This window comes from Sphingomonas sp. R86520, assembly GCF_042466285.1.
GTDB lineage: Bacteria > Pseudomonadota > Alphaproteobacteria > Sphingomonadales > Sphingomonadaceae > Sphingomonas.
Map to the genome: position 1 here is coordinate 4,149,109 of NZ_JAXHBZ010000001.1, position 14,617 is coordinate 4,163,725.

At 65.8% G+C, this 14,617-nt stretch carries 12 protein-coding genes; 4 read left to right on the top strand and 8 right to left on the bottom strand.

Annotated elements, in window-relative coordinates:
- The first annotated feature begins 8 nt into the window (after window positions 1–8).
- Together SJY41_RS19095 and SJY41_RS19100 are read left to right on the top strand one after the other, a co-directional pair.
- On the top strand, window positions 9–2,444 hold the full coding sequence (locus tag SJY41_RS19095; RefSeq protein WP_380783798.1) for an FtsX-like permease family protein: 2,436 nt from the start codon (window positions 9–11) through the stop codon (window positions 2,442–2,444).
- Complete coding sequence (locus tag SJY41_RS19100; protein WP_380783799.1) at window positions 2,437–3,684, top strand: TolC family outer membrane protein; 1,248 nt, start codon at window positions 2,437–2,439, stop codon at window positions 3,682–3,684. Before SJY41_RS19095 ends, SJY41_RS19100 begins: the two co-directional genes overlap by 8 nt.
- A gap of 131 nt (window positions 3,685–3,815) precedes the next feature.
- On the opposite strand, the gene SJY41_RS19105 is transcribed toward SJY41_RS19100, so the two are convergent.
- The 4 genes from SJY41_RS19105 to SJY41_RS19120 all read right to left on the bottom strand — a co-directional run bounded on the left by SJY41_RS19105 (window position 3,816) and on the right by SJY41_RS19120 (window position 9,790).
- On the bottom strand, window positions 3,816–6,143 hold the full coding sequence (locus SJY41_RS19105) for a TonB-dependent receptor (RefSeq protein WP_380783800.1): 2,328 nt from the start codon (window positions 6,141–6,143) through the stop codon (window positions 3,816–3,818).
- A gap of 88 nt (window positions 6,144–6,231) precedes the next feature.
- Window positions 6,232–7,479 carry an MFS transporter gene (locus SJY41_RS19110; RefSeq protein WP_380783802.1) on the bottom strand — a complete coding sequence of 416 codons (1,248 nt, stop codon included), beginning with the start codon at window positions 7,477–7,479 and terminating at the stop codon, window positions 6,232–6,234.
- 353 nt (window positions 7,480–7,832) lie between these two features.
- Window positions 7,833–8,900: an LLM class flavin-dependent oxidoreductase gene (locus tag SJY41_RS19115; RefSeq protein ID WP_380783803.1), complete on the bottom strand. Its 1,068-nt coding sequence runs from the start codon at window positions 8,898–8,900 to the stop codon at window positions 7,833–7,835.
- Window positions 8,897–9,790 (bottom strand): aldo/keto reductase family oxidoreductase, encoded by an 894-nt coding sequence (locus tag SJY41_RS19120; protein WP_380783804.1) that lies wholly within the window; start codon window positions 9,788–9,790, stop codon window positions 8,897–8,899. The genes SJY41_RS19115 and SJY41_RS19120 overlap by 4 nt, the downstream gene beginning before the upstream one ends.
- Window positions 9,791–9,820: 30 nt before the next feature.
- Between SJY41_RS19120 and SJY41_RS19125 the strand changes: the two genes are divergently transcribed.
- Window positions 9,821–10,909: a Gfo/Idh/MocA family protein gene (locus tag SJY41_RS19125; RefSeq protein WP_380783806.1), complete on the top strand. Its 1,089-nt coding sequence runs from the start codon at window positions 9,821–9,823 to the stop codon at window positions 10,907–10,909.
- Between the two features lie 81 nt (window positions 10,910–10,990).
- On the opposite strand, the gene SJY41_RS19130 is transcribed toward SJY41_RS19125, so the two are convergent.
- The 4 genes from SJY41_RS19130 to SJY41_RS19145 all read right to left on the bottom strand — a co-directional run bounded on the left by SJY41_RS19130 (window position 10,991) and on the right by SJY41_RS19145 (window position 14,136).
- Window positions 10,991–11,530: a hypothetical protein gene (locus tag SJY41_RS19130; protein WP_380783807.1), complete on the bottom strand. Its 540-nt coding sequence runs from the start codon at window positions 11,528–11,530 to the stop codon at window positions 10,991–10,993.
- Window positions 11,531–11,602: 72 nt separating this feature from the next.
- Entirely contained in the window at window positions 11,603–12,583 is a 981-nt protein-coding gene (locus SJY41_RS19135) for an aldo/keto reductase (protein ID WP_380783808.1), read from the bottom strand.
- A gap of 185 nt (window positions 12,584–12,768) precedes the next feature.
- Window positions 12,769–13,287 carry a hemerythrin domain-containing protein gene (locus SJY41_RS19140; RefSeq protein WP_380783809.1) on the bottom strand — a complete coding sequence of 173 codons (519 nt, stop codon included), beginning with the start codon at window positions 13,285–13,287 and terminating at the stop codon, window positions 12,769–12,771.
- A gap of 54 nt (window positions 13,288–13,341) precedes the next feature.
- Window positions 13,342–14,136 carry a thymidylate synthase gene (locus SJY41_RS19145; RefSeq protein ID WP_380783810.1) on the bottom strand — a complete coding sequence of 265 codons (795 nt, stop codon included), beginning with the start codon at window positions 14,134–14,136 and terminating at the stop codon, window positions 13,342–13,344.
- An 85-nt stretch (window positions 14,137–14,221) separates the two neighbouring features.
- Between SJY41_RS19145 and SJY41_RS19150 the strand changes: the two genes are divergently transcribed.
- Complete coding sequence (locus tag SJY41_RS19150; RefSeq protein WP_380783811.1) at window positions 14,222–14,614, top strand: JAB domain-containing protein; 393 nt, start codon at window positions 14,222–14,224, stop codon at window positions 14,612–14,614.
- Window positions 14,615–14,617: the final 3 nt, after the last annotated feature.

The following is a 14,617-nucleotide window of genomic DNA, read 5'->3' on the forward strand; positions in this document are numbered from 1 at the left end:
GACCCGTCATGAACCGTTTCGCCCTGATCAGTTTCTGGCGGTCGCTGACCCGCCATCGGCTCTATGCCGCGCTCAATATCGGTGGGCTGGCGCTCGGCATCGCCGTGTTCCTCGTCCTCGCGCTCTATGTTCGGTTCGAGACGAGCTATGAGCGCTGGCTGCCCGATCATCAGCAGATATATCTGGTCGAAAGCCGGACCAACGATCAACTGAGCAGCGTCCGCGCGCGGCAATCGACGCCGATCGCTGCATGGGCCGCGATCAAGGCAGACCTGCCCGATATCGTCGGCACGCGCATCGACGGCAAGACGGCCGCGGTCGTGAAGGGCGGGGTTGGTATTCGCGAGCGGATCGGGCTGGTCGACCCCGCGATCTTCGACGTGTTCGCCTTCAAGGCGATCGCCGGGACGCTGCCCCGGCGGTTCGTCGACCCTACCTCCGTCGTCATCACGAAGCGTACGGCTACCAAATATTTCGGTACGCAGTCGCCGATCGGCGCGCCGCTCGCCGTGTCGTTCGGTGGTCAGCACTACGCCTATCGCGTGGCCGCGGTGATCGACGACCTGCCGGAAAATACACGGCTCGAGTTCGACCTGCTCGCCCCACTGGTGATCACGCAGGATCGCGCGGACCCAACCTATCCCGACAGTCACCAGTGGAATTATAACGGTACCGCGACCTATGTCCGGTTGCGCGACGCCGCCGCCGTTTCACGCTTTGCCGCGGCGCTGCCGGGAGTCGCCGCGCGTCACGTGAAGACGGAGACGCCGGGTAACGACAATTTCACGCTGGCTTTGTCGTTGCAGCGGCTGGTCGATACGCATTTCGAGACACCCGGTGCAAAGCTGATGGTGACCACGCTCGGGATCATCGGCCTGCTGACGCTGATCGTCGCGATCGTGAATTACGTGAACCTCGCGACCGCGCGGGCGGGGCTGCGCGCCCGTGAAGTGGGGATGCGCAAGGTGCTCGGCGCGGACCGTGCGACGCTGCTCCGGCATTTCGTCGGCGAGGCGGTGGCGACCGCGCTGATCGCCGCGGTATTCGGGCTCGCGCTGGCCGAGCTTGGCGTACCGATGGTCAACGCCGCGACCGGCCTCGATCTGTCGATCCGCTACGCCGGATCGGACGGCGTGGTGCTGCCGCTGGCATTGCTCGCGATCATCGTCGGCGCCGTGTCCGGTCTCTATCCTGCGCTGATTCTGTCGCGCGTGCCGGCGGCGGCGGTGCTCGCGTCGGCGCGCTCGCCCGGCGGGGGGCGTGCAGGCGCGCGAATTCGCGAAGGCCTGGTCGTGTTCCAGTTCACCGTCACGATCGCGCTCATGATTGGGACGATGGTGCTGGTCGCGCAGACCCGCCACGTCCGCGAGGCCGATGTCGGGTATGACCGGGACCGTCTGTTGCTGGTCCGTTCGTTCGGCAGCGACAGCCTCGACGAAGCGCAACAGGAGTCGCTGATCCACCGCTTTGCCGCCCTGCCGAACGCACGCGGCGTAAGCGTGGGAACGTCGGTGCCGGGTGTCGGCCTATACGTCTCGACCACGACCTATCCGCTTCCGGGCATGTCGGGACCCGGACCGTCGCTGGAACGCTACGACGTCATTCCGGGCTATTTCGACGTGCTTGGTGCAAAGCTGCTCGCCGGGCGGCTGTTCGATCCCTCGCGCCCCGCCGATATCAACCCGGCCAAGCCCGGCGTCGAGCAATCGGATAGCCGGCCTGGCAACATGGTCATCAACCGCAGCGCATCGCGCGCCTTCCACTTCGCAAGTCCCGAGGCCGCGATCGGCAAGACCGTCGGCGTCGAGACGCCGCGGACGATCATCGGCGTGATCGAGGACATGCGTGTCGGCTCGCCGCGCGACAAGGTTTCGCCGACCGCGTATCAGTTCACCTTGCGGCCACCCAAATCGGCCGTTGCGCTGATCCGCTACACCGGCGAGACCAAGGCGATCACCGACGCGGCGCAGGATGCCTGGCGGCGCGAGGTGCCCGCAGTGCCGTTCGAAGCGCGCACGACGCTGCAGGCGCTCGATACGCTCTACAAGGCCGATGACCGTATGGCGAACCTGTTCGCGATCGGCGCCGGGCTGGCGGTGGCGATCGGTTGCGTGGGACTGTGGGGGCTCGCCTCGTTCACCACCGCGAGGCGGGTTCGCGAGATCGGCATCCGCAAGGTGCTCGGCGCATCGTCGGGCGACGTCGTGAAACTGCTCGTCGGCCAGTTCCTGCGCCCGGTGCTGATCGCCAACCTGCTCGCCTGGCCGCTGGCCTATGTCGCGATGCGGGCATGGCTTGCCGGGTTCGACGACCGCATCGCGTTGTCGCCGATGTACTTCATCGCCGCGAGCATGCTGGCGCTGGCGATCGCGATCGCGACGGTTCTCTCGCAGTCGATCCGGGCGTCGCGGGCAACGCCGGCCTGGGCACTTCGCCATGAATAGGCTCTGGTTTACCGGCGCTGCTTTGCTCGTCGCGGCGTCGCCGGCATCGGCCGAGACGCTGGCGGATGCGGTGCGGGCCGCCGTGGCGAGCAATCCGACGCTTGCCGCTGCGCATGCTCGGCAGGATGCGCTCGCCGAGGCACCGGAGCAGGCGCGATCGCTCGGCCGGCTGACCGCGGACGCGGGCGCCACCGGCGGCTATGACCGCTACGATCGCGGCAGGAGCGCCAGCGGCACGGTGTCCGCATCTCTACCGATCTGGACCGGTGGCCGAGTCCGCACCGCGGTCCGCGCCGCCAACGCCGACGTCGCGGCGGGCGGGGAAGGCGTACGCGACATCGCCGCCGGGGTGCTCAGCGATGTTGCGGGTGCCTATGCCGACCTGTTGTTCCAGCAGGAGTCGGTCGCGATCGTTCGCGCCGACATCCAGTTGCTCGACAGCCAGGTGGCGGAGTCGAAGGCTCGGTTCGATCTGGGAACGGGAACGCAGACCGACGTCGCTCGGCTGGTTGCGCAACGTGCATCGGCCGGCGCGACCGAAGCCAGCGCGGTCGCGGCGCTCGCAGCGGCGGCGGCGGATTACCGCGCTGTCGTCGGTGTCGATGCAGGCAAACTCGCGCCGCCGCCGGCAACGCTCGCGGGATTGCCTGCATCGATCGAGGACGCGCGCGCGCAGGCGATCGAGGCCAACCCCGTCTATCGGCAGGCGCGATCGGCCAATGATGCCGCCGATGCGCGGATCGGTGTCGCACGGAGCAATGGCGCGCCCAGCGTCGGGGTCGGCGCGAGCTATGGCTATGGTTATGCCACGGGCAGCGACAATGGCGGGTATGTTCGCAGTGCCGCCGCTGGCGCGACCTTGCGGTTGCCGTTGCTCACCGGTGGCCTCGTCGCGTCGCAGGTCCGCCAGGCGACCGCCGATGCAAGAGCCGCACGCTACGATACCGAGGCGGTATCGCGCAACGTGATCCGCGCGACCGACACCGCCTGGGCGAACGTCGTCGCCGCCAGGACGCGGGTCGATGCCAACACGCAAGCGGTCACCGCCGCCGATCGCGCATTGGCTGGCGTGAAGGCCGAGTACGCGGTCGGACTGCGCTCGACGCTCGACATCCTGATCGCCGACGAAAGCCTGCGTGGTGCGCAACTGGCCTTGGCGAACAGCCGCAGCGACTTGCTGACCAGCGAGACCGCCCTGCTGCGGGCGACCGGGACACTCGACTTGACTGCATTCGGCTGACTTGCTGGCGGATCGTGTCGACGGCAGCGGAGCGCGGCGCGGTCAGACACAGCGCAACGATCCCCAGCCGTCGCCGGCTATCCTCGCTGGCGTTCAAGACCAGCGAGGAGTTTCCGTATCCGGACGCCTCGTCAGAAGTCCTTGCGCAGCAACAGCCCGGCGTAGCGCTTGTCGTCGCGCGGCACGAACCGGACGGTGCCCGCGAACGTGCCCGCGGTGAGGAACGACGAGTAGGACGTGTTCGTCAGGTTCTTGACGTACGCGCGCAGTTGCCAGCCGGACGTGTCGCTCAGCACCGCGACGCTCGCGTTCCAGATCGCGTAGGACGGCTGGACCGTGCTCGGCGTCTCGGACAGCGCATATTGCACCTTGCTGCTGAACGTCACGTCGGTCTGCAGTTCCAGCGCGAGCGTGTCGGTGATGCCGAACTTGTACGCCGCATTCTCGTACAGCTTGATCTTCGGCGCATAGGGGAGCGGCTGTCCGTTGATGTTGCAGCTCGTCGGCGCGCCGGTCGGGCAAAGGAAGTTGCGCACCGTCGCGTCGGTATAGGCGCCCGAGATGTCGAGCGTCAGGCCCTTGGTCGGGCGCAGCGTGACGTCCGCCTCGACCCCGCGCGAACGGACCGACCCGGCGTTGATGAGCCGGCTGACCTGCGCGCCCGCGACGACGTCGTTGAAGCTTGCCTGATACCCGTCGAAATTGGTCGTGAACGCAGCCAGGCTATAGCTGAAGCTGCGATCCGACGTGCTCCCCTTCAGCCCGACCTCATAGGAATTGGAGGTCTCGGGGCTCAGCGGCACTTCGTCGAGCGGCGTCGTCGCGTTGAGCGAGCGCATGTTGAAATACACGTTGTACGCCGGGCCCTTGTAGCCGTGCGAGTAGGTGAAATAGGTCTGCGCGTGCGCGCCAAGATCATACTGGAGCCCGAGGCGGTAACTGTCACCGCGCTTGTCGATCCCGCCGGTCGCGTTGTGATACGCGCGGACGCCGGGCCGATCGAGCGCCGCCGCGCCGGTGTTGAGCGGATCCGCGGTCGAGGTGCGGACGTGATAGAAATCCAGGCTGTCCCACGTCGAGCGGTAGCCGGCGATAGCGCGGAATTTCGGCGTGAAATTGACGTTCGCCTCACCGAACAGCGCGTAATTGTCGTTGGTGATGCCGTAGTTCGCGACGCCCGTCGTCGTGCTCTGCGCGCCACCGGCGGCGAGCGAGGTCAGCGTGCGCTGGTACTGTTCGTCGGTCGTCGCGTGCAGGTAATAGGCGCCGATGACGTAATCGATCAGGCCACCCTTGGGCGACGTCAGCCGCAGTTCCTCGGAGAATTGCTTGGTATTGACGCTGCCCGCATCCTGCCCGGACGGAAACGCGGTCGAGAGCGCGGCAACGCTGTCGTAATCCTGGCGCTGGTTGTTGAGCCATTGCCGCCAACCGGTGATCGAGGTGATGTGGTAGTCGCCGAGTGCAAGTTCGCCGGTGAACGACCCGCCGTAGTTCTCGTCTTTCACGTCGGTTATCGAATTGTTGTTGGTCCGGCGATTGCTCGGTCCCCCGACGATCCCGCTTGCGCCCAGCGCGGCGGCGAGGTCGGGCGAGTTGGTGACGATACCGGTCGGATAGGCGGTGCGGCTGGTGGCGGCATAGACGCTGGTCGGCGTCGTATCGTGTGAGTTGAGGTAGTCGCCGATGATCGTGAACTTCAGGTCGTCGGAGGGCGTGACGACCAGTTTGCCGCGCGCGCCGTAGCGGCGGTAACCGTTGACGTCCTTGCCCTGCGCGACGTTGCGGACGTTACCCTTATAGTCGTCGTAGAGTCCGCCGATCAGCGCCTGCACCTTGCCGGGCACGAGTGCGCCGGAGATGCCGGCCTTGATCCGGTATTCCTCGTCCGAGGTGATGCCGGCCTCGCCGAACGCGCGGAACTCGTCGGTCGGGTTGCGGGTGACGATGTTGACGACGCCGGCAGAAGCGTTCTTGCCGAACAACGTGCCCTGCGGCCCGCGCAACACCTCGATCCGCTCGACTTCGCCCAGATCCAGCGTCGACTGGCCGGGGCGGGTGAGGACGACGCCGTCGAGGACGGTCGACACCGATGGCTCGACGCCCGGCGAGGTCGTGATCGTGCCGACGCCGCGGATGAAGATCGTGCGATCCTTGTTCGACGCGCCGCTGCGGAAACCGACCGAGGGGATGGTCGCGGCGATGTTCTCGACCGTGTTCAACTGGCGTTCGGCGAGTGATTGCCCGCTGACCGCGGTGATCGCGATCGGCACCGACTGCAGCGTCTCGTTGCGATAGCGCGCGGTGACGATGACCTCGTCGCTTTCGGCCGCCGGGGCGGGCGCGGTCGTCGGCGCCGTTACGGGCACGTCCTGGGCCGCGGCCGGGGTGGCGAGCGCGGCCAGTGCCGTGCCGGCGAGCAGCGCGAACTGGCGCCGCTGGGTGCGTGGGTCGATCATGGGTTCCCTCCCCTAAGGTGATGCCGCCTTGTAATTCCCATTCGAGCGATGGGTATAAAGAACGATATGCAGGTGCTTCGTGTCAGCTTTAGCGTGCCTCGACCGGTCGCAGCGTTGGCAGGAGCAACTGAATCCACCCGACCGCGAGCAGGTACGAGACGCTCGCGAACAGGAATAACGGGAGATATCCAAGGCCTGCGGTGAGCACGAGACCCGCGACCTTGGCAATGACCATGCCGCCGACATTGCCGTTGAACGATCCGAACGCCGTCACGCGCCCGAGTTTGTCCTGTGGCACGACATCGGCGATCAGCGCGAAGAGATTGGTCGAGAATGCCTGGTGTGCCGCAAGCGTCAGCGCCATCAACCCGATCGTGACCGCGTAATTGCCCGCATACAGCACCAGTGGAATCGGCAGCACGCAGAGCGCGGCGACGAGCAGGATGCCCTTGCGCACCGCGTTGACGCTGTACCCGAGGCTCAGCAACCGCGTCGAAACGCCGCCGCCGAGCAACGACCCGACCGCCGCGCCACCGTACGCAATCGCCAGCGGCACGCCGAGCGCGACGCCGGTCAGCCCGTATTGCCGGTGGAAGAAGTCGGGCAACCAGAACAGCAGCAACCACCACGTCGCGTCCGACAGGATTTTCGCGCCGGCGACCGCCCATGTCTGGCGGTTGCGCAGGATCGGGCCGTAGTCGGTGGGGGCGGCGGTGTCGGTATCGACCGGACGCGGCAGAGAAAAGCGCACGCGCCGCGTCGCGATCAGCCACGCGGCTGCCCAGACAAGCCCGAGTGCCGCCGCCACCACGAACGTTCCACGCCACCCGACCAGCAACGCGACGCCAGGGATCGCGAGCGGCGCCAGGATCGCGCCGATGCTGTTGGCGGCATTGGTCGCGCCGAACCCGCTCGACCGCCAGTTCTTGGGCAACACCGACGCGATCGTCTTGATCCCGGTGGGTGTCCCCATCGCCTCGGTCGCGCCGAGGCTCACGCGGATCATCACGAACTCGGTCATCGACCGCGCCCAGCCATGCGCCATCGCCGCGATGCTCCACGCCGCGACGCCGATCGGGTTCGCCCATTTGACGCCGAGCTTGTCGACGATCCACCCGGTGAACAGAAACGCGAACGCCGCGCCCCCCTGGAACCACGCGGCGAGCGTGCCGTAGTCGTCGTCGCTCCAGCCGAGATCGGCAGCGATCGTCGGTTTGAGGACGGAGATGATCTGGCGGTCAACGAGATTGAGGATACCGGCGGTAACGACGAGCGCGAACAGGAGAGCGCGGGCGCGGGCGCTGAGTTGTGCGACGGTCTTGGTAGGCTTGGTCATAAGCGCTTAGCATGGACGAGCGTGGCCGGGAGGCTAGCCAGTTTCTCTTCGCCGACCCGGTTATTTGGTTGCAGAGGGGCGGACAGGCCCGCACTCACCCTCGAATTTGTTCGCCGGCTATCCCACGCGAGTGAGGAAGCTTGTTTCCCCGCAAAGGCGGGGATCCAGACTGGGCTCCCGCCTTCGCGGGAGAACAAGGAGGGGGCAGCATCGCCAACCCAACACCACCCCGGCGAAGGCCGGGGCCCAATTGGAAAGTCCCCAGTAAAGACGGACTGCCCTACGTTACTACCGTGTCCTAATTGGACCCCGGCCTTCGCCGGGGTGGTAAAATTTGCGGTAGAGGCTGTCTCTCAAACCACCAAAGGCCCATGCTCGATCCGCGGCAACACATGCCGCGCGAACAGGTCCGCCTCCGCCGCATGCGGATACCCAGAGAGAATGAACGCATCGATCCCCTCCGCCCGGTACGCGTTCAGCTTGGCCAGCACCTGGTCCGGGTCGCCGACGATAGCCGCCCCGCACCCTGACCGAGCCCGCCCGATCCCGGTCCACAGGTTTGCCTCGGCATACCCATCGTCCGATCCTTCGCGCAGTTCAGCCTGACGCCTCACGCCAGCCGACTGCGAGTCCAAAGACCGCTCCCGGATCGCACGTCCCTCGGCATCGTCTAGCTTCGACAACAGCCGATCTGCCGCAGCACGCGCCTCCGCCTCGGTCTCGCGCACCACGACGTGGACCCGGTAGCCGAACTTCAACGTGCGACCATGCTTGGTCGCCCGCGCACGCAGATCGGCAACGATCGCCCGCACCGCATCCATAGTATCCGGCCACATCAGATACACGTCGGCATTGGTCGCCGCCGCATCGCGCGCCGCTTCCGACAGCCCCCCGAAATACAATGCCGGGCATCTCCCCGAAACCGTCGTCACCCGCGGTGGATCGACCTTCAGCTTCCAGAATTCCCCATCATGATCGAGCGGCTTCCCGTCGAGCAACGTCCGCAGGATGTGCATCGCTTCGACCGTGCGCGCATAGCGCGGCGCGCTTTCCAGCTTTTCGCCCGGCAGGTCGCTCGAGATGATGTTGATCGCCAGCCGTCCGCCGAGCATCCGGTCGATCGTGGCGATCTGCCGCGCGAGTTGCGGCGGCCAGCTCTCGCCGATCCGCACCGCCATCAGCAGCCGCAACCGCTTCAGCATCGGCGCGATCCCCGCGGCAAACGCAGTCGTGTCGATCCCCAGCGCATAGCCCGACGGCAGCAGGATATTGTCGTATCCGGCGGTCTCGGCCTGCATCACGATGTCGCGACAATGCTCCCAGCTCGATTTCAGCGCCGCGTCAGGCACGCCGAGGAACTCATAGTCATCGTCGCAGAGCGCCGAGAACCAGCTGATCTCGCAGGGAGGCAATTCCGTCATGGCAAATTTTCACCCATTCCGGCCTGCAGCACCGCATACCATTCGCTACGCGTCCACTCGACCTTGTACGCTTCCGCCGACGCGGCAATCCGCTCCGGGGTCTGCGAACCGACGATCGGAATGATTCGCGCCGGATGCGCCATGATCCACGCGAGCGTCGCGGTCGCTGCATCGACGCCGTAGCGCGCGCCATGCTCGGCGAGCAGCTTTGCCGCCGGGTGGTCGTCCAGCGCCAGTCGCCCGCCACCGAGCGGCGACCACGCCATCACCGCGACATCGTGCCGCATGGCGTGATCGAGCGTCCCGTCGAACAAAGGCGCGGTCCGCAGCGGCGAGAATTCGGGCTGGGTGCTGACGATCGGCTGGCCCAGGAAAGCCTGCAACGCATCGAACTCGTGCACGCTGTAGTTCGAGACACCGATGCTGCGGATCTTGCCCGTCTCGACCATCCGGGTCAGCGTCTCCGCTACCTCCTGCGGATGCGTCAGGAAATCGCGACGGTGGATCTGGTACAGGTCGACCTGCTCGACGCCCATCCGGGTCAGCGAGGCATCGAGCGCGTCGGCGAGATAGGCCGCGCCCGAATTATACGGGATGCCGGGGCGGATGCCGCCCTTCGTCGCGATCACCATCCGCGCACGCAAACTCGCATCCTCGGCCAGCGTGCGCCCGAACAGCTCTTCGGCCGAACCGAACCCGGCGGGCACATCGCAGCCATAGATGTCGGCAGTGTCGAAGAAGTTGATCCCGGCCCCCAAGGCCGCCTCGATCATCGCGTGGACCGGCGCGACCTCTCCGGCCAGCCGCCACATGCCCCAGGCTATCGGTGAAACAAGGATTTCGCTCTTGCCGAGCGGGCGAAGGTCGTTGGAAAGGCGGATCGTCGTCATGCAGGCGGCCATGGCATAGGGAATGACAGCTTGGTAGCCACGATCAGATACGGCGTCGTCGGAACGGGCATGATGGGCGTCGAACACCTTCGCAACCTGGCGATCCTGCCGGGCGCCGAGATCGTCGCGATCGCCGATCCGGTCGCGACTTCGATCGACTGGGCGGCTGATGCTCTGGGCGACCGCGCCGCTGGCGTCGCCCGGTTCGACTCGGTCGAGGCGTTCGCAAAGCGCGCCGACGTCGATGCGATCGTCATCGCCTCGCCCAACAACACGCACCGTGACGTGCTCGAACGGCTATTCGACATGGACGCCGCGATCCTGTGCGAGAAGCCGCTGGCGACGACGATGGAGGACGCGCGCTGGATCGTCGAGCGCGCCGCCGCTCACGCAAAACCGTTCTGGACGGGCATGGAATACCGCTTCATGCCCCCCGCCGCCGCATTCATCGAACAGATCCACGGCGGGCGTGTTGGTCGTCTCCAGATGCTCTCGATCCGCGAACACCGCTTCCCGTTCCTTCCCAAGGTCAGCGACTGGAACCGCTTCTCGCGCAACACCGGCGGCACGATGGTCGAGAAATGCTGCCATTTCTTCGACCTCATGCGGCTGATAGTCGGCTCCGAAGCGGTCCGGGTCTACTGCTCGGGCGCGATGGACGTGAACCATCTCGACGAACGCTATGACGGCCAGCGTCCCGACATCATCGACAATAGCTTCACGACCGTCGATTTCGCGAATGGCGTGAGGGCAATGCTAGACCTCAGCATGTTCGCCGACGGTGCCGAGAACCAGGAGGAGATGTCCGCCACCGGCGACGCCGCCCGGCTCGACGTGCTGATCCCGGCAGGCGAACTGGTCTACTCCCCCCGCGTGGGATTCCTGAACCCGAAAGCTGTCGAACGCAGCCACGTTGCCGTCGACCCGGCCGCCAAGGCCGCCGGCTCGCACGAAGGCGCGACCTACTACCAGCACGCGGCGTTCGCCGCAGCGGTCCGCGGCGAGGGCCCCGTACAGGTCACAGCGGAAGACGGGCTGCGCGCGGTCGCGATCGGCACCGCCGCCGAGATCAGCGCGCGCGAGCACCGTGCGGTATCCATGTCGGAACTGGGTGTCTGATGCCGCGGTCGAGCCGTGCGGCACCGAAGAGGCATGCGGCAATAGTCTGAAGAACGCCCTCTACCGCTCCACGTCGCTATTTCAGGGCACGGATAGGGTTTCTGTCAGACGATAGGGAAACCGCGCCATCAGCGCGTCGGAAAGGGTCGTGGCGATGACGGAAGGCTCTCCGTTCCGGGTGCCGTCGACCCTTACCGTGATCGCCTGGCCGGTCCACACGACGCGATCGTCGCCGCGAAGCGAAACGGTTACCTTCAGGCGGGTCTCGGTCAACCCGCGAAGCTGAGCCTTTTTGGAAGGCAGGCTCAGCGCGAGGCCACCCCCGCCGTACGAAACGCTCGATCCTGACGACGACCCGCGATCGCTTGATGCAACGACGCCGCGCGGTGTCCGGAACACTGTGATCGTGGCGACATATCGGCTGTGGCTCGGGTTCGGCAACGGCAAGAAAAGTGTCTTCAGAAGCGCGTGCTGGACCGCGTCGACGAACATGCCTTCGACGCTGTCGGGAACAGCCCGATCGCGATCCGCCATGACCGTGATCGTTCCAGGCCGTATCGCGGCGGGCTCGGACCCCAGCGGCGCCAGTGCCACAACCGCAATCAGACCTGGTAGATACATGCGATCTGCTTCCTTGCCGTGCGGATTGCCGACGTTCCCTGATGTCTGCCGCGCGCAACGCGCGCGGTTGGCTCAAACAAAGCCGACGACCGCGTGCGGTACGTACGGCTGCTCCAGTCGCGCGATTTCCGCCTCGGTCAGCCCGAGTTCCAGCGCAGCGACCGCGTCATCCAGATGCGCAGTCTTCGAGGCACCAATTATCGGGGCGGAGACTTCGGGTTTCGACAACACCCAGGCGAGCGCCACTTGCGCCCTTGGTACACCGCGCTCGGTTGCGATCGCCGCGACCGTCTCGACGACCCGACGGTCCGCATCGGCGGTATGTGCGTACAACGTCTTGCCGAACTCATCGGTCTGCGACCGGCCGGTGGTCTCGTCCCATTCGCGCGTCAGCCGTCCACGGGCGAGGGGACTCCACGGGATCACGCCGATCCCTTCGGCCGCGCACAGCGGCAACATTTCGCGCTCTTCCTCGCGGTACAGCAGGTTGAGGTAATCCTGCATCGTGGAGAATCGTGTCCAGCCGTTGGCTTCGCTGACGTGCAGCATCGTCGCGAACTGCCACGCGTACATCGACGACGCACCGATGTACCGCGCCTTGCCTGCCTTCACGACGTCGTGCAGCGCTTCCAGGGTCTCCTCGATCGGCACGTCGTAATCGAACCGATGAATTTGGTAGAGGTCGACATAGTCCGTACCGAGCCGCGCTAGGCTCGCATCGATTTCGGCCATGATGGCCTTGCGACTAAGTCCGGCACCGTTTGGACCGGGGCGCATGCGGCCGTGCACCTTGGTCGCGATCACGACCTCGTCGCGGCGGGTATATTCCTTGAGCGCGCGTCCGACGATCTCTTCGGACGTGCCGTCAGAATAGACATTCGCGGTATCGAAGAAGTTGATACCCGACTCGATCGCCGCCCGCAGGATCGGTCGGCTCGTGTCCTCGTCGAGAGTCCAGGCGTGATTGCCGCGGTCGGGGATGCCGTAGGTCATGCAACCGAGGCATAATCGCGACACGTCCAGGCCAGTGGCGCCGAGCTTGGTATAGTCCATGATGAGTCTGCCTCTCAGGTTCAGGTACCGAACCACAATCGATGTGTGTCGCGTCGCGCGATTGCCGGTCGTGGCGTTTGGTCACGTTAGGACGCGGCGGACCGCTTCTTCCCGGAAAGGCTTAGACAGAGGCAACGCCACGACCATAGCCGAACGCCTGGTCGCGGCAACGCACCGCGTTCAGCTCAGTTGGGCGCGTGTTCTTTCACATACGCGTCGGGATCCTTGTCGACTACTTTCACACCGTTGAGATGATTCGCCTCGAACGCCGCAAACCGCACCCCAAGCTCGTGCCGCTCCTCGAGGGTCGCATGCTTGCGGAAGTCGGTCAGGCCTTGGCGCTCTTCCTCGGCGAGATGATCGCTATTCGCCTTGTTGCATTCCCCCACGGCTGCGAACCACGCGTCCGAGCCGACCGGATGCTTGTCGACCGCTTCGCCGGTGTCGCGGATGTCGTTGTGATCCTCGATCGCGTCCTCGGTTTCCTCGGCGGCCGAGTCGGCGTCGTTGCCGCCGGTGCCGATCTTCATCAATCGCGGGTAGAAGAAGCGCTCCTCCGCCTCGGCATGCGCGTCGAGCAGGTTCTTTAGGCGGGTCCAGAGCGCCGACAGCGCCTCGGTATCCTTCGCGTCGATCGAATCGATCTGGGCGAAGAGGTTACGCTGCTGCGCGTGTTCGTCGAGAATGAGCTGTGTGATGTCCATGCGCGTCTGAACCGTACAGCGCGCGCCGGGTTCCTATTGCGATTCGCTCTCGGTTCAGACCGCGACGGGCGCCTTGATATGCGCCTGCGCGACGTAACCGTGGAGGACGAAATCCTCATATTCGTACGCGTCGATCGAGTCCGGCTTCCGCACGATCTCCAGGCGCGGAAGAGGGCCGGGGTCGCGACTGAGTTGCAGGCGCGCCTGCTCGAGATGGTTCGAATAGAGATGGCAATCGCCGCCGGTCCAGATGAACTCGCCGACCTCCAGCCCGCATTGCTGCGCGAGGATATGCGTCAGCAGCGCGTAGCTGGCGATGTTGAACGGCACGCCGAGGAAGATGTCGCCCGAGCGTTGGTAGAGCTGGAGCGACAGCTTGCCGTTCGCGACATGCGTCTGAAACAGGCAGTGGCACGGCGCGAGCGCCATCGCGTGCAGGTCGCCCGGATTCCACGCGCTGACGATCTGGCGGCGCGAGGCGGGGTTGGTCCGGATCTGCGCGATCAGCTCGGCGATCTGGTCGATGTGGCGGCCATCCGCGGCGATCCAGTCGCGCCACTGCTTGCCGTAGACCGGGCCGAGGTCGCCCGCTTCGTCCGCCCATTCGTCCCAGATCGCCACCTTGCGCTCCTGTAGCCAGCGAACGTTGGTGTCGCCCCGGAGGAACCACAAAAGCTCGACGATGATCGAGCGGAGGTGAAGCTTCTTGGTGGTAAGGACCGGGAAGCCCTGCGCGAGATCGAAGCGCATCTGCGCGCCGAACACGCTCAGCGTGCCGGTGCCGGTGCGGTCCATCGTCTCGACACCGGTCGAGAGCACGCGGTCCATGAGGTCTAGATATTGGCGCATCGGGTTTGCGTAGTCGGCTGCGCAGTCGGGCTCAAGTGGATGTAGTTGCGCGTGCGGTAGCCGGCGTTGCGGGGCAGGCGAGTATGTGCCGCCGTTGCCCGTGCCTTCCCCTCGTATCGCCAACCTCGCGGCGGCGCGTACGCTGTTTGCCGGGTTGCGCGAGGCGACCGTGGAGATGGTGGCGATCGCGTATCTTGATCCGGATCGGAGGCTTCTCGGGATGCGGCATGTCGTGGGCGAGCGCGATCAGGTCGCGGTTTCGATCCGAACGATCGCAGTGGATGCGCTGACGTTCGGGGCGGTAGGCGTGGTGATGGCGCATAACCATCCGAGCGGGGATGCGACGCCAAGCGAGCGCGATTTAGCGTTCACGCGGGCGCTCGCGGCGGGTTTACGGACTCTGGAAATGGTGTTGCTTGATCACTTGGTGATCGCGGGGGACGAAGTGACGAGCTTGCGGGCTGTCGGGGTGGTGTGAAGA